Here is a 23,952-nt window from a genome sequence, read left to right on the forward strand (position 1 = left end):
ACCCTCTAGTTAATTCCTATCTCTACGCGGACTTCTATATCCGCTAGCTTATCCTTATCTCAAGGCTTTGTCCTTGCTCTTCTTTTTTCGCTCTCGCTTCGTTTTCTCAATTCAAAGAGCCCTCTTTTATACACTGTTCACTTTTCAATGTCCATATCCGCATTTTAATTATATTTACAAGCGGCTTTACTAATATACCATCATCCAACGTATATTTTCAACTTAAGTAAACCTTTTTATCCTGGAAATAAATCAATTTATATTCTAATATCTTACATAAACTCATTAAATCTAATAACCGTTTTGTTTTATTCACTTCTCAATTTCAGTTATATTCTATTATAAGACTTTATTAATAAAATATATGTTTTATTATATTCTATTCTTCTTTATAAAATATATGTTCTTTTAATCTCATCCATCTTTTGTTTGACTTTTTTAAAATCTTCCCACATAAACACCTTTTTCGTTTCGTCTCTGAGAAGCGCCGCAGGATGAAAAGTAGGCATAATCCAAAACTGTTGCTTTTCTACCCATTGCCCACGAATCTGAGTGATTTTTGCATTTTTATCTATTATATATTTTATTGCCGTAGCACCAAGACATACAATTATTTTTGGATTTACGAGTTTTACCTGTTTTCGCAAATATGGTAGGCACTGCTGAGCTTCCTCTTCAAAAGGCACACGATTTGACGGCGGCCGACATTTAACAATATTTGCAATATAATACATGTCCTCCGTTATCATTAATGCATCAAGAAGTAAGTCCAAAAGCTTTCCTGCAGCACCAACAAATGGAAGCCCCTCTATATCTTCCTGTCTCCCAGGTCCCTCCCCTATTAACATTAAATCTGCATTAATATTCCCACGGCCTATAACAACATTTGTCCTGGTTTTACTCAAATTACATTTTCTGCAGTTTGAACACTCTTCTATCAATTCATCCCAACTCAACATATACAAAGCCTCTCGTAACATAAACTTAACAACGCCTGCACTATAATACTGCACTATAATATCCATTATTTTAATGGCGGGTAATTTTTAAAATTTCATACTATCTATTATAATATACTATCTATAATCTTTTTCATTACACTTCCAGCGCTGTCGTGTATAACAATCTTAGCCTTATAGTCGTATGGTGTAGAAGTTTTATTAATCAATATCAGTTTATTGCCCCTATAATAGTTTATAAGCCCGGCAGCAGGATATACCACGAGACTGGTACCAATAACCAACATCACTTCAGCATCCATTATAGCCGATATTGCACCCTCCATAACTCTTTCATCTAAAGATTCTTCGTACAGCACAACATCAGGTTTTACTATCCCGCCACAAATATTACATATTGGTATGGGTTTGGTTAAATCCATTATATAGTCCAGGTCAAAAGCTTTGTTGCAATTCATACAATAATTTCTATAAACTGACCCATGCAACTCATACACTTTTCTTGATCCAGCGGCCTGATGCAGTCCATCAATATTTTGGGTAACTACAGCTTTAAGCTTCCCTAACTGCTCCAGTTTAAACAATGCTATATGACAGTTGTTAGGTAATGCATCCCTGTAAACTAAATTGTTTCTATAATAATCAAAAAAGTTTTCAGTTTCTTTAATAAAAAAAGTATGACTCAACAGGTATTCCGGAGGATATTTATACTTGTTATCAGAAGCATAAAGCCCTCCGGCAGACCTAAAATCGGGAATATTGCTTTCTGTAGAAACTCCTGCGCCTGTAAAAGCAACAACATTATTGGAGTTCTTTATTATCTCTGCAGCTTGTTTCACTAAGTCCATATCTGCCACCTCCAACTAGTATCAATACAACAAACCTATTCCATATGCTCAAGGTTTTCAAAAACGGATTTTACCATGTTTTGAGCCTCGCCATGCTTTACAAGCATCATAAAAAAGAAAGCTATTATCATTGCTATGGTTCCATATATAAACATAAATCCGTCACCTAAGTAATCCTTAATTCCACCGTACAAAATAGGACTTACAATAGATGCTAACATTGAGAAAAAGTAATAATATCCCGTATACTTGCCTATTCCCCTATTGGATGTCATTTCAACCACCATTGGATATGAATTAATATTAATCAAAGCCCAGCTGACCCCTCCTATTCCCATTAACACAAACATGACAGGTATGTATTTTACAAATATCAAGCTGCTGAAAGTAAGGGTTATAATAATAAGTCCCAAAAGAATTGTTTTCTTTCTCCCCAGCTTTCCCGCAACTAACCCCGCAGGTATTGAAAAAATCAGGAATAAGGCTGAAACCGTCATGAGAAGGTAAGATGAAATGCTTTTATCAACTCCCAAAACTTTTTCACCGTATGTCGAAAAGAATGTCTCAATTGCATTAAATCCGGTAAACCAGAAAAATATAGCTAATAAAAGGAATATAAGGCTTAATACTTCTCCTTTCTCCGCCTGCTTTTCTGTCGAAAATTTTTGGGATACTTCCTGTTTATCATCAACTATTTCCTTCGGTTCATGAATAAAACTATACATTAATATAATTGTAAGAATCAATATTCCTGACCCTATTGCAAAGGGGTAGTATTCATTTAGCTTAAACAAAATTCCTCCTAACAAGAATGCTACTGACGCCCCCAGTCCACCCATAAAATTAATTATACCGTTTGCCTTGCTTCTTAAAGCATGTGGCGTAAAATCCGGCATTAATGCTACAGTAGGTGCCCTGTATATACTCATAAAAAAGTTTAGTAGTATAACAGTTGCCATTAGGAGAGGAAGACTGGACTTGGAAAAAGGTATAAGGAAAAATGCAATTGCTGAAAGGGGAATACCTACAAGCAAGTACGGCATCCTTCGTCCATACCTTGTATTTGTCTTATCACTTAATGTACCAAAAAGCGGTAGAAATACAAGGGCAAAAACATTGTCAATGGTCATAACCATCCCTACTGTCAAGCCTTTTAAACCAAGTTTATCCAAATATATAGGTACCGCTACATTATATATTGACCATACTATGCTTACAGTAAAAAAACCCAGTCCTATCAGGAATATTTTTTTATAATCCAGCTTCAATGTTAATACCCCATTTCTTCCAGTATTTTAATTGCTATATCAGGTACATTTGTAATAATACCGTCTACCCCTGCCAATGCAGCCAACTTTATATGCTCAGGTTTATCAATGGTATAAGGATTAACCAATACTCCATTTTCATTACAGGCTTTTACAGCTTCAGGGGGTATACTTATATACAGAGGATGAATTGCTTCAGCCCCAAGTCTCTTTGCATACTCCCATGGTTCTACCAAACCCGCTGAATACAAAAGCCCGATTTTTATTTCCGGCGCAATCCTTTTTACCTCCAATAAGCTGTAATGGTTAAACGACGAAATTATAACCCTTTCTTCCATTTTATATTTTTTTACCATTTCTACTACAAGCCTTTCAATACCGGGGTATAAAACGGCACCGCTTTTTAGCTCAATATTAAACAAAATATCTTCAGTTGAAATCAAGTCCATAACTTCTTCAAGAGTAGGAATAGGTTCATTCTCGAATTCCTCTGAAAACCAGCTACCAAAATCCAGTTTTTTTAGTTCCTGAAGAGTTTTGTCCTTTATTAGCCCTGTTCCATTACAGGTACGTCCTAGTTGTTGGTCATGGACTACAACAGGATAACCATCCTTGGTTAAATGGACATCAATCTCTATCCCCCCTGCCCTCATTTCCAACGCTTTTCTAAAAGCGGCCATGGTGTTTTCAGGCGCATAAGCGGATGCTCCCCTGTGAGCAATTATTATTGGTTTTTTCATACCATATCCCCTTTCATTTCATTTCATTTCTCCATAAAGCTTTTGACATTACCGCTATTTTCATGTAGTCCTTCAAATTCTTCCCTTTTTTACTTGCATTGGTGTAGTTCCAATCTCGCTGCGAAATATGCGGTTAAAATGATTAACATTATTAAACCCTACTTCAAAACAAATTTCTATAACTTTCATTTCAGGTCTTGTTTTAAGCAGCTCTACAGCCTTTGCTATTCTTAATCCGTTAATATATTCCGTAAAGGTTTTTTGCGTCATCTGTTTAAAGAGGTACCTAAAATAAGATTGAGAAAGCATTGCCACCTTTGAAACATCATTTATTGTTATATCTTTTGTATAATTATTGTTTACAAACTCAATTGCATTATATAGTGCATCCCTGTGCCTTGCCAGGACATTGTCAAACTCTGTTCCCGTTGTTACTTTTTTGTATTCCCTTCCTACAATAACCAAAAGCTTTAAAAGCAATGCTTTTATGACAAGTTCAAAATCAGTATCCATACGTTCATATTCAAGTAATACTTCATTTAGAATTTTTTCTACTTCAATCTGGCTACTTCCTGTTAGGTTAAGCCTCGGTTTTACTTCATGTTCAGCCACAAGAAAAGGTTCAAGATATGCAAAGTCCATAAAACCACTATCATGGGAACCATTTAAAATGTTTGAGAAACGTTCATTGATAAACTCAGGTACAAACTCGAATTCAATAAGCTCAAACTTTTCCCTATAGGCATCAATAAAATAGTGCGGCACATGTGGAGGAATAATAAAAATATCACCTTTATACACCTCAAAAGCATTATTATTAATTACATGCTTGAGCCTTCCTTTACACATGTAAACAATCTGTATAAATTCATGCATGTGTTTAGTTTGATTGCACCTGCCCATTTTTATAATAAAAAAGGGCAAGTTGTTTTTATTATCCTCTATTCTTACAATATGTACGCCTTCATACATATTACCTTCAAGATAATTGCCATTCAAAAATAATTAATCCTCCCATACCCAAGAAAATTTGCCTCGCTCATGATTCTCTTAAAAAGATTTTACTATAAGAATAACTAATTCTCAAGTAGGATTGTAAATTATGTAAGAAAAAGAAAGGTACTGCCACTCTCCTTTCATATGAGCAGTACCCTGATAAAAGCATTGCTTCATGCCATAAATTGCCTATCTCTGTACACGGCCGGATGCATCCCCGCCCATCAGGCTTTCAACTTCCTTTACTGTTACCCTATTGAAGTCACCACTTATAGAATGTTTTAAACAGCTTGCTGCCACAGCAAAATTGAGGGCATCTTCTTTGCTATCATACTTATTAAGTCCGTATATTAAACCTCCTGAAAAAGCATCTCCTGCACCCACACGATCCACTATATCAGTAATATCGTATTTTCGGCTATGATAAAAGTTTTCGCCGTCGTTCAGGCATGCAGACCATCCATTATAATCTGCGCTTTTGCTTTCGCGCAACGTAATTGCCATAACCTTCAGGTTCGGGAATGCTTTCATAACCTTACCTGAAAGCTCCTTATACTTGTCAACATTTAATTGTCCGCTTTCAACATTAACATCTACAGTTATGCCAAGAGATTTCTGGCAGTCTTCTTCATTGGCTATACCGATATCAACATACTTCACCAGTTCCGACATAACCTCAATTGAAGTTTTGCCGTACTTCCATAGTTTTCCACGATAGTTAAAGTCACAAGATACGGTAAGTCCCATATCTTTAGCAATCTTTACAGATTCTAACGATAATTGAGCTGCCGACTCACTAATTGCTGGCGTTATGCCTGTTATGTGGTACCAGGTAGCACCTTCGAAAACCACTTTCCAATCAATATCGCCAGGCTTTGCTAATGCTATGGCTGAATATGAACGATCATACACAACCTTCGACGGACGCTGATTAGCTCCATTCTCAAGAAAATAGATTCCCATTCTTCCAGGTCCTCTTTTTATCAGGGAAGTATCAATACCAAACTTGCGAAGTTCTGCTACACATGCATCTCCTATTTCATTTTGCGGCAGTACAGTTACATATGCAACATCCATTCCGAAATTTGCCAATGATACGGCTACATTAGCCTCTCCACCACCAAAAGTAGCTTCTAATAAAGGTGATTGGAAAAACCTCTCCAATCCGATCGGCTTTAATCGGAGCATAATTTCTCCAAAAGTAACTACTCTTTGTTTCATTCTTTCTTAACCTCCTCTTGTTACTTTACGTTTTACATTATTATGCTTTACAATATTATGCTTTATTTATTTTGCAATAAATGAATTGCAAAGCCGCCAATTTCTTCCTTAAGGTAAACTGCAACAATAGGACCACCTGCAGAACCTTTTGCAGTACTCATATCAACTGCAATACCATTACGCTCCAGGTAAGCTATGGCTCTGGATATACTATTGGTCTTAATTGCTATATGTCCGTTTTTACCTAACCCCATACTCTTGTTTACTTCAATACCGGTGCCTGCAAAGTTAGAACTATTACCTTCTTTTAATGGCAGGTTAAATATTGTTGCAAATTTTCGGGCAACTTCCAATGAGCTTTCTGCATCAGGCATATTTATACCAACATGGGCAAGGTCAAACCCAAGCATAATATTTACTGCTTCACGGGTAAGCCTGGTAATTTCTTCAAAATTACCGTTCTTAATTAATTCATCTTTAACCATCCAGCTTCCACCACAAGCTAAAACTTTATTAAATGCAAGATATTGGTTAATATTACTTGCATTAATACCGCCTGTGGGAATAAATTTCATCATACCATATGGCGCACTTATCGCTTTAAGGGTATCAATTCCTCCTAAAGACTCGGCCGGGAAAAATTTGACCACTTCTAAACCAAAACCAAGCGCCATTTCAATATCTGTGGGACTGCTGCATCCTGGTGTAATGGGAATATCATTATCTACACAGTACTTTACTACAGAAGGGTTAAATCCTGGACTAACAATAAATTTTGCTCCTGCATCAACTGCACGCTTTACCTGATCTACACTCAATACCGTTCCTGCACCTACAAGGATATCAGGCAATTCCCTACTTATATTTTTTATTGCTTCTTCTGCTGCAGCAGTACGAAAAGTAATTTCTGCAACAGGTAAACCACCTTCAAGCAATGCCCTTCCAAGGGGAACAGCATCTTTTGCATCATCAATTTTGACAACCGGTACTATTCCAAGGTCACCAATGCTTTTTAAAACTTCATTCATTATAGTCACTCCTCTTTTATTTTTTATTAATTTATTATCGTATTATAATTCTCATTATGGATCTCTTAATATTTTTATAAATCTCTTTTTATACTTTATTAACAGGGTACTTTGGTTTTTTACCCAATAAAACATCCCTTACGTTCTCGGCAACTTTACGTTTTAATTCCGACATTGAGTCTTCACTGTACCAGCCAACATGGTCTGTAAGTACACAATTCTCAAGTTTCATTAGAGGGTTGTCGGCATCAAGTGGTTCCTTATTATGCACATCCAGCCCTGCGCTGTTGATTTGTCCGGAAACCAAAGCATTTATAAGCGCTTGCTCTTCAATTACCGCTCCCCGGGAAGTGTTAACTATAATCGCAGTAGGTTTCATCATGGCAAAAGTCTCTGAATTTATAATACCCCTGGTTTTATCATTTAACGGCATATGAATCGATATATAATCTGCCTCTTTTATTGCAGTCTCCCAGTCTACTTTTTCAGCACCGGCCGCTTTAATAACTTCAGCATCTACATATGGGTCATACACAAGTATCCTAGAGAAATTGAAACCCTTGATTTTTCTGTGTAACGTACGGGCTATCATTCCGTATCCAAGAAATGTAAATATTTTACCTGCCATCCGATATATAGGATCTGCACTACCTATATTCCATTTTCCAGCCCTGACCTGGGCATCGCGCCGTGCCACTTTCCGTACACATGCCATAAGTAATGCAAGGGCATGGTCTGATACTTCCTCTGCACAATAGTCGGTAACATTAGTTACATAAATTCCTTTTGCAGTACATGCTGAAACATCAACGTTGTCATAACCCACTCCATATCTGGCAATTACTTTACACTTTTCTAATTTATCAACTACTTCTGCAGTTATAGGTGCCAAATTTACCATTATCCCATCGGCATCACGACATGCATTTATAACTTCTTCTACTGTAGAACAATTTGATATTATAACTTCTGCATCAATACTTGAAAGTATCTGTTTTTCTTCCTCATAGGTTTTATGTCGGTCATCGGTCATAACCACCTTGAATCTAGCCATCTTTTTCTCCCCTCTTCATTTCATAATAATTATCACAATAAATTCTACCATAATAAATACAACAAATACAAACACTATCTTACTAGAATATTTTTTCTATTTTACCAAAATATATTTATTAATCATACTAATATTCTTATTAGGGCAGCGGTTGTAGCACATTCCACAAGCTACACACTCCTCATTGTTAATTTCCCAGCAATCGTCATGCTTCAAGTGAATTGCAAATTCACTGCAAATGGAAGCACACAAACCGCATCCTTCTCCACATCCGCAGTTCAGGCAACGCTTTGCCTCTGCTACAGCCTCTTCCTCCGTCAATACACGGGTGTGGGTTGAGAAGCTCTTGACCCTTTCTTTTCCATCCATTGTATTCAAATCTATATGACCGTTATCCTTAAAATATCCTGTACGTTTTAATACATCCTCTTTTGAAACAACAGGATATTCAGGTTCATACTCCAGTACCGCATTTTCTTTTGAAATATATTTATCAATGGATACTGCTCCCCGTTTTCCTGCTGCAATAGCTGCAATTACACTTTCTACATTTACAACATCCCCTCCTGCGAATACTCCTTCAATGTTGGTTGCTCCTGTAGAAGCTTCACATATAACCATACCGCGCCTGTCAACAGTAAGGCCTTTCACAGCTTTAGGATCAGGCTTCTGTCCCGTTGCTGCAATTACAGTGTCACATGGAAGTACAAACTCTGCATAATTTACTGCTTCCGGTCTTCTCCTGTTGGATTCATCCCTTTCACCCAATACCTGGTTAACCATCCTTATGCCGGTTACTTTTCCATTTTTAACTTCGATCGCCTTGGGAGCAACAAGGTACATTACCTTTATACCCTCTTCTTCAGCCTCTGTAATTTCTTCCTGTGAAGCCGGCATCTCATCCTTGCTCCTTCTATAAGCTATATAGACTTCTTCAGCTCCAAGCCTCCTTGCAGTACGAGCCGAATCAACAGCAGTAAACCCGCCGCCGATAATAACAACCCTTTTGCCCACATTTGGATCTTTACCGTCGTATACAGACTTTAAGAAGGATATGGCTGGATATACACCCTCTGCATCTTCGCCGGGAATGTTAAGGCTTTGACCTTCTTGAGCTCCAATACCAAGGTATATTGCAGAATATCCATTGTCTTTAAGAGTCTCCAGAGTAAAATCTTTTCCGAGGCCCTTTCCTGTAACAAATTCAATTCCCATACCCTTTAGTGTGTCAATCTCTTCATCCAGTATTTCATGGCTCATTCTAAATCTAGGTAGCCCATAGCGAAGCATCCCGCCGATATAGTTTTCTTTCTCAAATACTGTTACTTTATAACCTGCCAGTGCCAGATTAAATGCACATGAAAGCCCTGAAGGCCCTGAGCCTATTACGGCAACTTTTTCATCTCTTTCGGCTTTTTTACAAATATCCGGCTTCCACCCTGCTTTTTTAGCATAATCAATAACAAATTTCTTTATTTCCCTAATTGGTATAGGCGTCCCTATATCGCCTCTTGTACACTCTTCTTCGCAAGGATGGTTACAAACCCATGCACAAACCGACTGTAAGGGATTTTTTGACATTATTAGCTCATAAGCCCTCTTGAAATCTCCCTTTGCCACTTTCTGCACATAAGCCTGGGCCGGTACACGGTGGGGGCATGCAGCCTTACAGGGAGCAGCCAGGTTGGGTTCGGTTATCTTTGCATAGCCTTCGTAAAGGGTAAGCTCAGGTGCACTTTTTACCAAAGGTACAACCATGTCTCTCATTTCCCTGGTAGATTTATAGCCATGTTCTTCCATGTAATTCTTTAGGTCTAAAATTAAGTCTTCAATAAAACCGAAACCACTAATAAGAGTTTCTGCACATATACCAATCAAGTCGGCTCCGCACATTATCATTTCGACGGCATCCCGGTAGTTTCGCACACCACCGGCAGCCATAATTTTGGGCCCAGGGCCATTAACTTTCCTTATTTCGTAAGTGTCCCTCAGGGCTAGAGGTTTGACCCACGCTCCTGCATGGCATGACATGCTTATTTCATCCTGTAAATGATAAACCGCCTTACCGGGGTTATCCAAATCAATAGGAGGTATTCCGAGACGGTTTGCAGTACCCCCTACGGCATCTGCTCCTGCAGCATACAAAGCTTTTGCCACCTGGGCAATCTTTCCGCCTTCAGGTGTAAGTTTTACAAAGAGAGGAATTTTTATTGCCTTTTTTACCTCACTTACAATCTCTGCAACGGCATCGGCCTGTTGACCGAGGCTCGCACCTGTACGAACTGAACAACACTTTTCATTACCTGACGATATTTCAACATTATAGGACATATTGGGACAACACATATTCAGCTCAATAATATCGGCACCAACTTCTTCAAATTTTTTAGCCATATTTACCCAGCCTTCAATACCCTTGTCTCCGGCATAAGTAATATTTGCCATTAATATAAGTTCTTTTAATACTTTTTTCGCATCTTCCATTAATTCCAAACCTTCGACAAAGGTAAGGCGTTTCTCTGCCGTAAAAGCCAGGGCATTTCTGTCATTAAATATGGCATACCTTGGAACCCTGTTAATATAAGGTGCAGGATCTATGGTAAGCTTTATACTGGCTGCGGCCCAGCCGGTTTCCTCAATCCGCTTCAATTGTTTTACAGATTTTGTAGTAGGCCCGGAAGCCACATAAAATGGGTTTTTAAATGTAATCCCCCCTACCTCTACAGGCAGGTATAAGTCTTTGTTCATAATAAGTATTACCCCCTAATAAACTAACTTTAAATATTAAAATATTAAACTCCACAATATTTACAAGATTAAGCTCCTATTTTTAAAGCCCTTCATTAACAATTTAGAGCCTATCATTTACAACTTTAATACCTTCTCTTGCCGATTTATAAATCAGGTTTACTACTTTCAAGGCTTCAAGGCCGTCAACACCTCTTAACCCCACCCTTGCATCTTCATCCTTAAGGCAGCATTCCATAAAGTGCCTTATTTCATTTACATAACCAAGGTTGAATTTTTCATCAACAGCAGGCTTTGACCAGCCTGTAGTTATTTCAGCTTTTTCAACAGTATAACTTAATCCGGGAACTGAATAGCAAGTAATTGGAGATGAAAATGTAAGATCAATATGCATACAGCCTTGAGTACCGTAGATATCTATAACATCTTCCATGCCTCCCATGGTAACATAATTAGCTTCCAATAGAGCCTGTGTCCCATCGGCAAATTTAATGATGCATGCAGACCAGTCTTCACCCTCCATTTTTTTGTGTATAAGATTGTTGTCACTTCCCCCTGAAGTCATAGCCACAAGTTCTGTCCATTTGTTTTCTTTAAGTGCAAGCATAAAGCCCACAGGGTGAATTCCAAGATGAACCATGCATCCCCCTCCGCAATATTTAATTGTCTGGGCGAAAGGTGAATGAGACCCGCTGTGGCATTCCCTGGCACGGATGTATAAAGGTTTTCCTATAGCACCTTCATTAATAATTTCCAGCGCCTTATTGATGGCCGGCGCAAAAATCCAGTCTTCTGCATAGTAAAGCTTCTTACCGGCTTTATTTGCCGCTTCAACCATTTCTTCGGCATCTTCAACAGTCGTAGCAAGAGGTTTTTCCGAAATTACATTCCGCCCCTTTTTGAAGGCTTTAATTGCTACATCATGATGAAGAAAATTAGGAAGGCAAATATCCACAACTTCACACTCTACTTCCTCAATAGCCTTGTCATAATTGTCATAAGCAACATAATCTGTCAATCCATACCTTTTTGCAAGGGACTCTACCCTTGAAATATCCTTGTCACATATTGCAACTATCTCTGCTAATTCCTTACATCGGGAATACCCATCCATATGAAGGTCAGCGCTGAATGCTGCCCCAACTAATAAAACTTTAACCTTTTTACCCATTAAAATCCCCTCCTAATTAAATAATGCTGAAAACCCAATTTGCATACTGTACACTTTTATCAATCAAAATATCCAGTATCTTCTTCCCTTTTTCTTTGGTAGCAAGACTTGGTTTCCCCCATACGCCGTTTTTACAATACTTGAATATGGGCGCATAGTTTAGAAAATCCCTTGGAACATCCGGTATGCAATCCTCAATTAAATCTTTCCTGACAAGCTTTTCATTAAGATAAAGTATTACTGAAGTTTCGAACTCACAGGCATGAAGATTATCCCTGCACTCCAGCACTCCTCTCATTTCCTCTGAAGTGAAATATTGTACAATATCTATCTTTGCCACTTTAATATCGGGATTGGTTGCATTAACCTCCCTTACAGCAGGTGCGCCGGTAAAAATCCCTCCATGGGACTGGATATAGACAATTTTCCTAAACCCTTGTTCTTTAAGGCTAAGAAGAATATCTTTAACCATGGAGTAAAAGGTATCGGGATTCATCCATACACTTCCCTTTTTGCCCATATGTTCCCTGCATGTACTAATGGGGAGGGTAGGTAAAAGGTATGCTCCCATTTTCTCCGCAACTCCTCGGGCAATAGCCCCTGCTATTATAAAGTCAGTACCTACGGGAAGATGCGGTCCATGCTGCTCTGTTGAACCAACTGAAAGTATTGCAGTGTCCGGGTTGGCTTCCATTATTTCATCTACAGTTGAATTGTACCATAACATGCATGATGCCCCCTTTAAATAAGAATCTCTACACACACAAATAACGGAGAAACATCTCCGTTACAGTATCAATCCTCTTTTTTATGCTTTCCTCCGTATCTATTTTTCTTCCCAAAAGTTTTGATAAGGTATACCTGTTTGAAAAATATGAAAAACTACAGGTAAGCAAAGACAAAATTACCTGTTCAGTATCCACATCCGACCTAAAAATACCATCTGACTTACCTTTATTTATAACTTTTCTTAAAAGGTTAAACACAGGATCCTTAATCCCTGAAAAATCGATATCCTTAATATACTCACCCTTGTTTAAATTTTCCCAAAGTATAAGGTTAACATAAGTAGGATTGTTTTTTAAGAAATCAAAATAAAGGTTTATTATCCTTTTCATAGCGTCAATACAACATATGTTTTCGGATAACAATACCATTTCCTGCTTGCTAAGCCTGCTGTAAACCTCTACAAGGACTGCCCTATATAGTTCTTCCTTGTTTCCAAAATACTCGTAGAGCATCCTTTTATTTATATTAGCCGCTTCAGCAATATCATCAACACGTGTACCGTATATACCCTTCTCGGCAAACTTAATTTCAGCAGCCTTGAGTATATCTTCTTTTGATTTTTGCGAATTTCTTTCCCTTTTTACATTCGCCTTTACATTTTCTTTTATATTTGTTCTTTTCATTATGAAATCTCCTTATGAAATCATCCAGTAAGTAACTTGTTAGTTACATTATACATCAGTGATATAAGGATGTCAATAAAAAGCTTTGAACAACTTCTTATGCTTTTAAATTCGGTATTTTGCGGCCTAGAATCTCCTCCAGAGCTTTCCATGCTCTCTGACATTCATCACTTATTAATTCAGGAGTAAAACCAAAATCCAGATACATATTAATGGCTTTATAACTTTCGGAATAAATAACATAAATATACTTGGCTTTGCAGGATATCTTGGTGCACCAGTACTGGGGTTCTGGCTGTTAATCTCAATACTTCGTTCGGGTAGAATTTAGGTCGTTGGGCACGGAGATGTTTTGTTCACCACATGAAGCAATGCCACATGAATCAATAAGTGATTCATACGAGAAAAAGGGTGGATTTAAACCACCCTCAATATTAGAATTTCATATCTGGCACTTTATTTTTAATCTTTTTTAGTGTAAACTATTCATGTAAACTATTTATATTTTTCTGAGTCATTGGAGAATTGTCCCCATTGGATTCGCCCTTATTCCATTCATCGGGTTGAAATTGCATTCGAGGACTGTCCCCAATGACTTTTTATTTCTTATTACCTGTTCCATTTATCATATGCATCCTGCATTATCTTTGTAAGTTCATCAAGCCCCATTGATTTAACAGTATTTACATAATTGTCCCATTTGTCAAGAGGTTCTTCACCAATTATAAACTTGGCAATCATTTGTTCAACGTAGGTATTTATATCATTTTTTAGGAAGTTCATTCTTTCAGCCTGTTCCTGAGTGAAACGTACAGTATTTGGGTATATTGGTATCATATATGGGAAGTAGTGTTTTTCGCTTTCATTAGCTTTTAATAGAAGTAACGGGTCTGCGCTAGGTACTGCATCTGTTACAACCCATCCGAAACCACCGGGCATTACATGCTTGTTGATGTATTCAACAGGGTTTAAACCTTCCACCTTTGATTCCCGCGTATAAGTTTTTCTTGATGCATCATCAAAATACCAGTTATAGTCGAGTATTCCAAGGAAGTTGCTCAACCCGCAAAGGCCTTCTACGTTTTCATCTACTGTTCTGAAGAAAACATCAGCCCATCTTACCATAGCTTCCGGATACTTACATTTGTTTGTAAGTACGAATGTACCGGTATAAACCCCCGGAAAATCGGCTGTTACTTTTTTATTATTAATTGCGGATGTTAAAGGTGGAAGCAGTTCGTAAGGAGCATCCTGCCCGGGTTGAAGCACTGAAGATAATGAAATTGTACTTATACCCATTTTACCTTCTTTATACTTGGCAATATACTGCTGCATGGTTTGAGTAAACATTTCATGATCAAGCAGTTCTTCTGAATACAGCTTTCTCATATACGCAAGGTATTCCTTAAATGCAGGCTGAACAGGATTAAATACTACTTTGTTACCAATAAGGTCAAAGTTAGCTCCTCCAGCCTGGCCACTGAAAGCAGCATAGAATATCGGATGCAGTATGCCTGGTATATTTCCAGCACCCGCCGGTTCCATTTTCCAATAGGATAAAGGTATTTCATCTTTCTGGTTGTTCTTGTTGGGATCCTTTTCTTTAAAAGCTTTAAGCACATTATAAAGCTGCTCTACTGTTTCTGGCTTATTCATTTCCACATTTGCCAGCCACTCCATATTTATATACAGTATATTGGCTGCCATCGTTTTAGTTCTTACTATATAAGGTAAAGAATAAATATGTCCGTCACTTGCTGTAATTGCTTTCTTTATATTGGGGTTTTCTTCCAATATCTTTTTAATATGGGGTGCATACTTGTCAATATAACCCTCCAGCGGCAAAAATACACCCTGCGGCCCATAAGTTTCTTCATCTTGTATTGATATCGCACCTTGATAGAATACGTCAGGATAATCTCCGCTTGCAAAAATCAAGTTCTTTTTCTCCGAATAACCGGTTGCTAATGGAGTGTCATACTCAAAACTGATGTTTGTGAGTTTTTCCATTCTCTTCATAACTTCCATGTCTTTCCATTCCCCATGAAGCGGACTCTTAGCTCCCATAAGTTTTAGTGTAATTTTCTCTTTTGCAATAGGGAAGCCTGTAGCATTCATATAAGCAGGAGTATCATCCTTTGTCGCGGGTTTCTCATCGGCATTCTGTGTCTGGTTTTGTGAAGTATCATTTGAGGCTGTGTCTTTTTCTTTAACAACACATCCAGCCATGCTTCCCACAATGAACGTCAGGATTACCACAATTAACAATAGATTTTTTAGTTCTTTGAATTTACTCATTAATTAATTACCCCCTTTAGATATTTTTTTGGTATTAATCCTATTTTTTGCTAATACTTGTTGTCCTTTTATCCTTTAATAGCACCTACCATAATACCCTGTACAAAATATTTTTGTATAAATGGGTATGCTATAAGTACAGGGGCAGTAGACACTATTATGACCGCATACTTAATCATATCTGCAATTCTTGCCTGCTTTGCAATTGCATCAATTTCCTCACCGGTTTTCATCATCTCAGTACTCATTTCATTTAGTATAAGTATTTCTCTCAGTATAAGCTGTAGTGGAAACATTTCCCTTTTTGATATGTATATCAAAGCTGTAAAATAGCTGTTCCAATGAGTTACTGCATAAAATAGTGTAATAACTGCAATAATTGGGGTTGAAAGCGGTAACACAATTGTAAGAAATAATCTTGTATTTGAACAGCCATCCATTTCGGCAGCCTCTTTCATTTCATTTGGTATATTTGATTGGAAATATGTCCGTGTTATTATTATATTGTACATACTTGCAGCTCCTGGTATTAATAATGCCCAAATTGTATCCCTCATACCCAGGCCTTTAATGATAAGGTAAGTAGGAATAAGACCGCCGCTGAAAAACATAGTAAAGGTAAAAAGACCCATAAATAAGTTTCTGCCGTAAAAATCTTTCCTTGATAAGGCATAGGCAGCAGGGAGAGTCACAAAGAGATTTATTATTGTGCCTAAGAATGTATAAAATATAGTATTCCTATAACCTGTCCATATCTCTTTATCTCTGAATACCCTTAAATATCCTTCAAAATTTATACCTTTTGGCCAAAGCCAGACTTTACCCTGATTAACTAGATCAGGATTGCTTATAGAAGCGCTTACTACGAATATTAACGGATATATTTCTATTATTAGGACAAGGGTCATAATAATTACGTTTATAATATTAAACAATTTATCAGCTTTTGATTCTTTAATAGCACTCATATCGGGTCCTTCCTCCTCATTACTTCTCTCTAACATCTCACATCTAACTTCTACCACAGGCTTGTTTCGTTTAAACGTTTGGCAATATTGTTAACTATTACCAATAAAGTAAAATTAATCACTGAGTTAAAAAATCCTACCGCAGAAGAAAAGCTATACTGGGCATTCAATAACCCGGTCCTGTATACATATGTTGATATTACGTCAGAAGATTCCATATTCAATGAATTCTGCATCAGGAATACCTTCTCAAATCCTACATTCATAATAGTTCCGCTGTTAAGGATTAATATAATAACCATTGTTGGCATTATACCCGGAATGTTAATATGCCTTATACGTTGAAGTTTTGTTGCTCCATCCACTATTGCTGCTTCATGGAGCTGAGGATCAATACTACTTAAAGCTGCAAGATATATAATTGAGCTCCACCCGGCATTTTGCCATACTCCTGTCCAAACATATATACTTTTAAACATACTTGCCTTGGACATAAAGGGGATGGGCTCTCCTCCAAAAGCTTTAATTATTTCATTAACAATACCATTAGAAGGTGAAAGGAATGCAAAAATCATACCTACCAGTACCACTGTTGAAATAAAGTGGGGGGCATAAGTTACATTTTGCACAAGTTTTTTAAATCTCTCATTCTTCAATTCATTTAGTAATAATGCAAGTATTATAGGTATTGGAAAACCTGCAGCCATAGAATATAAAGCTATGCTCACAGTATTTTTTATCAGAACTTTAAAATAATAGGATTTAAAAAAATAATTAAAGTGTTTCATACCTACCCAGGAACTACCCCAGATTCCTTTAGTTGGAATGTAATTTTTAAAGGCTATCTGGATGCCATACATAGGGCCATAATGAAATATAAGGAAGTATAGTAAAGCAGGTAGTATGAATATATATAATTCATAATTTTTACTTATTTTTTTCCATGCATTATTACTCTTATTTTTAGTTTTTCTCATTATATTTACATCAGGACTTTCAATTGTATTTGCGTTTTGTGCCATATTTTAAGTTTCAACTCCCTTTTATAAGCCGGAATCCTAAGGTTTAACCTTTGTCTTTTATCTTTTAATAATTTAGTAATGTCCTTCAATAATTTTACCGATTTATATGTAAAAAATATCATTGAATAATAGAATTGTAAATTAGTTTTTTGTTGATGAGATTTGTTTTTATTGCATCTATACCGTGACTTATCAATTGATTTATCGATTTATTACACAGATGTCTTATGAAAATACTTTAAATCTTCAAAAAATAAAGACTTTTAACGGCAATCTATTGGTTTTTTTTACTATTGTTTGTTTTTCTTGCAGAATACAGTTCCCTATACTGCCCCGGAGTTATCCCTTCAGTTTTTTTGAACTTCTTCATAAAATATGTTAGGTCAGTATAACCTATTTCCCTGACAATACCTTTTATTGGCATATCAGTAGTACTTAATAGCTCCTTGGCCTTTTCTATTCTAAGTTTAATAACATAATCCGTAAATGTATAATTGGTTTGTTCTTTGAAAAACCTGCTTAAATAGTAAATTGAAAAGCCAAACTCATCAGCTACACTTTCAAGACTTAAATTAACATCATGAAAGTTTGCATTTATATATTCCAATATCTGGTTGTTTAATTCAGCACTTTTGGTATTTTTTCTTTCTTTTATATAATCACATAGCTTTGAAACAATTATTTTGGTTTCCTTTTTTAATTCGTCTATATTAGAGAACTTCATTAACCCTTCAATATCATAATCTATATCTGTTATTTTCATTTCATTAATACTCTTTATTATCATGTTAACTATATCATAGCAGATATATTTTATCATTAAGGCAGAAGATTGATTTTTAGCCACATTCTCAAACATAATTTCCAGTGTTTCAATAGCAACAGTTTTATCACCTTGTTTCAAGCTTTGCACAAACCGCAGTTGGTCTTCCACTGGATACCAAAAAACCTGTTGCTGAGATTTTCCAATATCATTAAACATTAATATACCTTGTCTTCCCCTTACTTTATTCTCTTCTAGGGCAGCATAGGCTTCGATAAAGGAGCGGTTTATTTTATTTATATTATTATACAATTTCCCACCGCCAATAATAATATTTTCTCCGGTTGTTTCCTCCAATACCTGTTTTATCCTTAAAGTAAGCTGTAGGTAATCTTCATACTGTCCCTGTCCTGTATTAAGATTAAGAATTAAAGCTATAGCATCATCCTGGATTAATTCTACAGGATATGCAACACCATTTGTACTGAACTTTTCCTCCACAACTTCAAATACCTTATCTTTAAACATCCTGGTATGTCTATCTTCAGTTTTTAGTTTTTTATCCACCATTACCACAGCAAAAGAAAATCCATTTAAGTTAATATTAGAAAACTCAATAAGAGTCTTCATAGTTCCTTCATTAAGTATCTCACCTTTTAAAAGCTTTGTAAGAACCTGTTCTCTTATAAAAGGCTTTTGCATATTTATCTGTGCTTTCAAATTCCTATTTTGTTTTATTGCAGTTTCAACGGTACGACCAATCCTATCTATCTCATCCATTCCCTTTCGCCATTTACAATCCCTTGCTATATCAGACTCATCAGAATTATTACCAGAATGGTTTGATTCCGGCCATTGAAGTGTAATAAAATTCATTAGTTTTTTTATAGGTTTGTAAAGATTAGTAGAAAAAACAACTGCTAATATAGCTCCAAAAGAAAGTATTATCAAAAATGCCTCAAGCATTAATGTCTTAACATTTATTAACTGTTCAAAAAACTGTGCTCTGGGTATTGCAACTACAAATGTAAGTCCTGTATTTTCCGAAGTTTCAATTATTAGAGAAACATCTTTATTCCCAAATTTTACATCCATTATGCCTGTTTTATCTGTAGTCTTAATTAAGTCTATATCTTCCGGCTTTAATTCAAACGACTTATTTTCAGATAGCAATACTAATTTGTTCTTATCAAGTATTATCAGACTTCCTTTGATATAACCTATGAAATCCTTAAACAAAGCTCCAATGGTTGACTTCTTTATAAGAAAAATAATTACTCCATACGGGTCATAGTTGCCATAGGAAATTGGGTACATATAAGTTATAAAATCTATATTAGGGGAATTAAATAATTTAAGCTTCTCTGAGCCTATAAATGCAGGAAATTTTAATGATTTTATTTCATTAATAAAATCCTCCTCAGCTTTTTTATCATATTTATAAACATTCCTTGCAAGTGTAGATATTGTGCTTTGACCGCCTAAAGAATATACATTACCTGTATTTTTCAAATACATATAATAATCGTCAATAAAAGCATTTTGAACCTTATACATTCCCAGCTGATAAAGTCCTTCTAATCTTTTATACTCATTTCCGCTCATATTATATGGAGTCAGTTTATTATCTACATTTATTCTTAAAGCAAGATCTTCTAATTCTTTTATCCTTAAGTCTAAATTATTTTTTAACTGAGTCAATTTATACTTATTTGATGCTTCAATTTCCTTCCGTATATTTACAACAGAAATATTATATAATACGCCTGTCATTACAATCAAAGGAGTAGCAACAATAAGAAAATATGAAATTAGAAGCTTGTATTTATATAATGTATCTGTTCTCACTATTTTTTTAATCAAAATATCAGCCTCCAGGTTTTTACATCTTGGTTATAAGGATATTATATTATTGTCTATACATTCCATTTCATTGACCTCTCCACAGCCTTTTTCCAGTTCAAATATTTTTCTTTCCTAACTTCGTCACTCATTGTTGGGGTAAATACTCTATCAAGAACCCATTCATTTGAAATATCTTCTTTACTGTTCCAGAACCCTACTCCGAGACCTGCCAGATATGCAGCTCCAAGAGCCGTAGTTTCCGTTATTTTCGGACGTTTAACATTAATGTTAAGAATGTCAGCTTGGAACTGCATCAAGAAATCACTTACACTCGCTCCTCCGTCAACTTTCAGTTCTTTTAGTTCAATTCCTGAATCCATTTTCATTGCTTCAAAAACATCCATGCTCTGATATGCTATTGACTCAAGGACAGCTCTTATTAAATGCTCCCGCCTTGTACCTCTTGTAATTCCTACAATAGTTCCTCGTGCATACATATCCCAATATGGTGCTCCGAGGCCTGTAAAAGCCGGCACCATATATACTCCTCCTGTATCTTCAACTTTTTCCGCTTCAATATCCGATTCGTGGGCGGTTTTTATCATTCCGATTTCATCCCTTAGCCATTGAATTGCTGAACCTGCGTTGAACACACTTCCTTCCAGGGCGTATTCAACCTCGTCACCTATAACCCAGGCTATTGTGTTAAGAAGGTTATGTTCTGATTTTATGGGTTGCTTTCCTATATTCATAAGTATAAAACAACCTGTCCCATAAGTGTTTTTAGCAGTCCCAACATCAAAACACGCTTGCCCAAATAACGCTGCCTGCTGGTCTCCTGCTATGCCGCTTATTGGTATGGGAATTCCCAATATATCCTCACAAGTTTCCCCTATTATACCGGATGAAGGTACTACGGCAGGAAGTATGCATTCAGGTATTTCCATTTGTTTTAAAAGCTCCTTATCCCATTTGAGTTCCCTTATATTATAGATCATTGTCCTGGAAGCATTTGAATAATCCGTCACATGTAATTTTCCACCGGTAAGATTCCAGATAAGCCAGCTATCTATGGTTCCTGCCATTAACTCTCCCTTTCTGGCTTCTTCCATAGCACCAGGAATATTTTTAAGTATCCATTGTATTTTTGTTCCTGAAAAATAAGCATCTATTACAAGACCAGTCTTTTCTTTTATTACTTCCTGTAAGCCATCAAACTTTAATCTGTTACAGATGTCGGCAGTCCTTCTGCACTGCCATACTATAGCGTTGTAGATAGGTTTCCCTGTATTTTTATTCCATACAACGACAGTCTCTCTCTGATTTGTAATACCTATACCAGCAATTTTGTCAGGGGAAACCCCCGAGTCCTCTATAACACCTCTTAGAACTGCAAGCTGACCTGCCCATATTTCCTCCGGGTTGTGTTCTACCCATCCAGGGTGTGGATATATCTGTTTAAAGGGTTTGTTTTTTATACTCTTTATTGTACCCATATCCATATCAAAGAGTACTGCCCTTGAGCTTGTCGTACCCTGATCAATTGCTAAAATATACTTTTTTTTCATAGAACCCCCCCTTGGAGACACTGCGTTATTTCTGTAAGATTAAGCGTTTATTTGTATATAACTTCTATAGTTATTATTTTATCTTAGTATAGCCCAAATAACAACATGAAAGCAACCAAATCTTTAAAAACTATTGTTAAAGAAATTGGAATGCTATATAATAAAAAAATAAATACAATCTATACTAGATGCCAATAATAAAAGAGCCAATGATAAAAGATTAGAAACTAAGTTAAGAAACTAAAGGTTATATTTTAAAAGATTATTAAAAGATTATATTATTATTATAAATATAGAGGAATTAAAAACATACATATGATATACACAAGAAAATCTAACATCATGCTGACAATGAGCCTGTATTTACTGATGGTGGTTTATGCAATTTCAGTAACGATGGTGGGCCCTTTGATGTCAATATTGATAAGTCATTATACTCTTAGATTCTCCCAGGGAGGTTTAATAGTAGCATTCCAGAATATAGGCGGTATTCTTTCAATTGCATTGGGAGCAGTATTGGCAGACCGGATAAAAAAATCCGTGATTATAGCTTCAGCATATGCTTTATACGGCATTTCGTTATTCTCTATAAGCCATGCACCTTCATACGGATTATTGCTCGGGTTATTTTTTATTCTGGGGGCAAGCACAAGAATGGTAGATTCAGTAGTTAACGCTTTCATAGCCGATCTTAACCCGCAGAAAAGAGGATATTTCCTTAACTTGCTACATGGCTTTTTTGCCATAGGTGCATTGCTTGGCCCGATTTTTTCTCAGCATGTTGTTGGTAAAGGTGTTGGATGGAACAGGGCTTTCTGGGCGTTAGGTATTGTTTGTTCAGTAGTTTTGTTAGTATATATTATTGTATTAAAATTATTTCCCCCTGTTTACACGAATAAAACTCAATCAAAATCCATTGACTTTTCCGGTGTTATAAAAAGTTCGGTTATGTGGGTTCTATGTTTAATAATAATTATGTATTCTGCTCACCAGTCAGGTATAAATACATGGTGGGTTATGTTTATGGAAAACTTCATCGAAACCTCAAAAGTTATTTCAAGCCTTTCTTTGTCCATATTCTGGATAGGAATTATCCTAGGACGTTTTACTTGCTCGTATCTCATTCGCTATATAAAACCAAGATATATTCTTGTGATGGGAAATTTATCCGGAGGATTTATTCTTACTGTAAGTATCCTTGTAAAGGTACCTGATTTATTAATTGTGGCAATAGGGCTGGCGGGATTCCTGACAGGAGCGGTAATACCAATTCTCGTTACTATTGCTTGCAACTGGTACCCCCAGAACTCGGGCACAGCATCTTCAATGCTTTTTTTCAGCAGTTCACTGGCCAACATATTTTCCCCATGGTTTATTGGGCTTCTCACGGAAAATGCCGGATTTCAATGGGGTATAATTATCACCGGCATTTCTTTGCTGGTGGGATTTTTCTTTTCTCTACTTGTCCCCGCCAGGGAAAAACAATAACGAATTATATCCCCTTCAATTATTTTATTTTTGATATAACTTAGGCTCTTTTATCCTCCATGAGTTTTCATTATCAGGACGGGTTAGTATGCTGTATGTTTCAGGTCGACGCATTCCCAGAAAACACTCTTTTAATGTGGTATATTTTTCTTTCAGCTCATCGGTTGCCCAATACTCGAATGATTCGTCAAGGTCCACTTTAGCAAAAGCAATTTCCGGTCTTATGGCTGGTATCCGCACGCGTACGGCCATGTGGATCGACTATACGGGCATGACCCATTGCTTTTCCGAACGGGAGATGGCATTTGTACAAAGTGGCTGGTAACAACATATATTTAGTTGTCAATAGCTCTCGCATTGACCAGTGCAGTGATTCATTAAAGTTACCATTGTAGTCAATCCGCATTGTTGGATGTACTATTACATCTGCACCTTGAAGAGCCATTATTCTCCAGATTTCAGGATAATGTATTTCCCTGCATAAAGTTATACCAATTATACCAAGATCAAGTTTAAAAACAGGATACTCACATCCAGCCTCTACTAAATAAATAT

At 36.5% G+C, this 23,952-nt stretch carries 20 protein-coding genes; 1 reads left to right on the plus strand and 19 read right to left on the minus strand.

The window, feature by feature from the left end:
* Positions 1-389: 389 nt before the first annotated feature.
* The 17 genes from HPY74_00005 to glpK form a co-directional block, all read right to left on the minus strand.
* Positions 390-959, minus strand: coding sequence for a uracil-DNA glycosylase (locus HPY74_00005; GenBank protein ID NSW89060.1), 570 nt, complete (start codon positions 957-959; stop codon positions 390-392).
* A 107-nt stretch (positions 960-1,066) separates the two neighbouring features.
* Entirely contained in the window at positions 1,067-1,816 is a 750-nt protein-coding gene (locus HPY74_00010; GenBank protein ID NSW89061.1) for an NAD-dependent protein deacylase, read from the minus strand.
* A 26-nt stretch (positions 1,817-1,842) separates the two neighbouring features.
* Complete coding sequence (locus HPY74_00015; protein ID NSW89062.1) at positions 1,843-3,075, minus strand: MFS transporter; 1,233 nt, start codon at positions 3,073-3,075, stop codon at positions 1,843-1,845.
* A gap of 2 nt (positions 3,076-3,077) precedes the next feature.
* A complete protein-coding gene (locus tag HPY74_00020; GenBank protein ID NSW89063.1) occupies positions 3,078-3,815 on the minus strand; it encodes a glycerophosphodiester phosphodiesterase in 738 nt (245 codons plus the stop codon).
* A 72-nt stretch (positions 3,816-3,887) separates the two neighbouring features.
* Positions 3,888-4,814 carry a helix-turn-helix transcriptional regulator gene (locus HPY74_00025; GenBank protein ID NSW89064.1) on the minus strand — a complete coding sequence of 309 codons (927 nt, stop codon included), beginning with the start codon at positions 4,812-4,814 and terminating at the stop codon, positions 3,888-3,890.
* 186 nt (positions 4,815-5,000) lie between these two features.
* Positions 5,001-6,032 carry a sugar kinase gene (locus tag HPY74_00030; protein NSW89065.1) on the minus strand — a complete coding sequence of 344 codons (1,032 nt, stop codon included), beginning with the start codon at positions 6,030-6,032 and terminating at the stop codon, positions 5,001-5,003.
* 62 nt (positions 6,033-6,094) lie between these two features.
* The gene (locus tag HPY74_00035; protein ID NSW89066.1) at positions 6,095-7,060 is read right to left on the minus strand and encodes a bifunctional 4-hydroxy-2-oxoglutarate aldolase/2-dehydro-3-deoxy-phosphogluconate aldolase; all 966 of its coding nucleotides are present in this window, start codon (positions 7,058-7,060) and stop codon (positions 6,095-6,097) included.
* A gap of 88 nt (positions 7,061-7,148) precedes the next feature.
* Positions 7,149-8,114: a C-terminal binding protein gene (locus HPY74_00040; GenBank protein NSW89067.1), complete on the minus strand. Its 966-nt coding sequence runs from the start codon at positions 8,112-8,114 to the stop codon at positions 7,149-7,151.
* Positions 8,115-8,210: 96 nt separating this feature from the next.
* Positions 8,211-10,862 carry an FAD-dependent oxidoreductase gene (locus HPY74_00045; protein NSW89068.1) on the minus strand — a complete coding sequence of 884 codons (2,652 nt, stop codon included), beginning with the start codon at positions 10,860-10,862 and terminating at the stop codon, positions 8,211-8,213.
* 103 nt (positions 10,863-10,965) lie between these two features.
* Positions 10,966-12,033, minus strand: coding sequence for a Gfo/Idh/MocA family oxidoreductase (locus HPY74_00050; GenBank protein NSW89069.1), 1,068 nt, complete (start codon positions 12,031-12,033; stop codon positions 10,966-10,968).
* 16 nt (positions 12,034-12,049) lie between these two features.
* Positions 12,050-12,760, minus strand: a complete 711-nt coding sequence (locus tag HPY74_00055; GenBank protein NSW89070.1) for a creatininase family protein — start codon at positions 12,758-12,760, stop codon at positions 12,050-12,052.
* Between the two features lie 28 nt (positions 12,761-12,788).
* Positions 12,789-13,445 (minus strand): TetR family transcriptional regulator, encoded by a 657-nt coding sequence (locus tag HPY74_00060; GenBank protein NSW89071.1) that lies wholly within the window; start codon positions 13,443-13,445, stop codon positions 12,789-12,791.
* Between the two features lie 609 nt (positions 13,446-14,054).
* Positions 14,055-15,743, minus strand: a complete 1,689-nt coding sequence (locus tag HPY74_00065; GenBank protein ID NSW89072.1) for an extracellular solute-binding protein — start codon at positions 15,741-15,743, stop codon at positions 14,055-14,057.
* Positions 15,744-15,811: 68 nt separating this feature from the next.
* Entirely contained in the window at positions 15,812-16,711 is a 900-nt protein-coding gene (locus HPY74_00070; protein NSW89073.1) for a carbohydrate ABC transporter permease, read from the minus strand.
* A gap of 50 nt (positions 16,712-16,761) precedes the next feature.
* Positions 16,762-17,733 carry a sugar ABC transporter permease gene (locus HPY74_00075; protein NSW89074.1) on the minus strand — a complete coding sequence of 324 codons (972 nt, stop codon included), beginning with the start codon at positions 17,731-17,733 and terminating at the stop codon, positions 16,762-16,764.
* Positions 17,734-18,007: 274 nt separating this feature from the next.
* On the minus strand, positions 18,008-20,359 hold the full coding sequence (locus HPY74_00080) for an AraC family transcriptional regulator (GenBank protein NSW89075.1): 2,352 nt from the start codon (positions 20,357-20,359) through the stop codon (positions 18,008-18,010).
* A 53-nt stretch (positions 20,360-20,412) separates the two neighbouring features.
* Positions 20,413-21,909 (minus strand): glycerol kinase GlpK, encoded by a 1,497-nt coding sequence (gene glpK, locus HPY74_00085; protein ID NSW89076.1) that lies wholly within the window; start codon positions 21,907-21,909, stop codon positions 20,413-20,415.
* Positions 21,910-22,224: 315 nt separating this feature from the next.
* Between glpK and HPY74_00090 the strand changes: the two genes are divergently transcribed.
* On the plus strand, positions 22,225-23,397 hold the full coding sequence (locus HPY74_00090) for an MFS transporter (GenBank protein ID NSW89077.1): 1,173 nt from the start codon (positions 22,225-22,227) through the stop codon (positions 23,395-23,397).
* Positions 23,398-23,421: 24 nt separating this feature from the next.
* Here the strand turns inward: HPY74_00090 and HPY74_00095 are convergent, their stop codons facing one another.
* The gene (locus tag HPY74_00095) at positions 23,422-23,637 is read right to left on the minus strand and encodes a hypothetical protein (GenBank protein ID NSW89078.1); all 216 of its coding nucleotides are present in this window, start codon (positions 23,635-23,637) and stop codon (positions 23,422-23,424) included.
* Positions 23,597-23,950, minus strand: coding sequence for a carbon-nitrogen hydrolase family protein (locus HPY74_00100; GenBank protein ID NSW89079.1), 354 nt, complete (start codon positions 23,948-23,950; stop codon positions 23,597-23,599). Before HPY74_00100 ends, HPY74_00095 begins: the two co-directional genes overlap by 41 nt.
* Positions 23,951-23,952: the final 2 nt, after the last annotated feature.

This window comes from Bacillota bacterium, assembly GCA_013314855.1.
In the GTDB taxonomy this organism is placed as follows: Bacteria; Bacillota; Clostridia; order Acetivibrionales; family DUMC01; genus Ch48.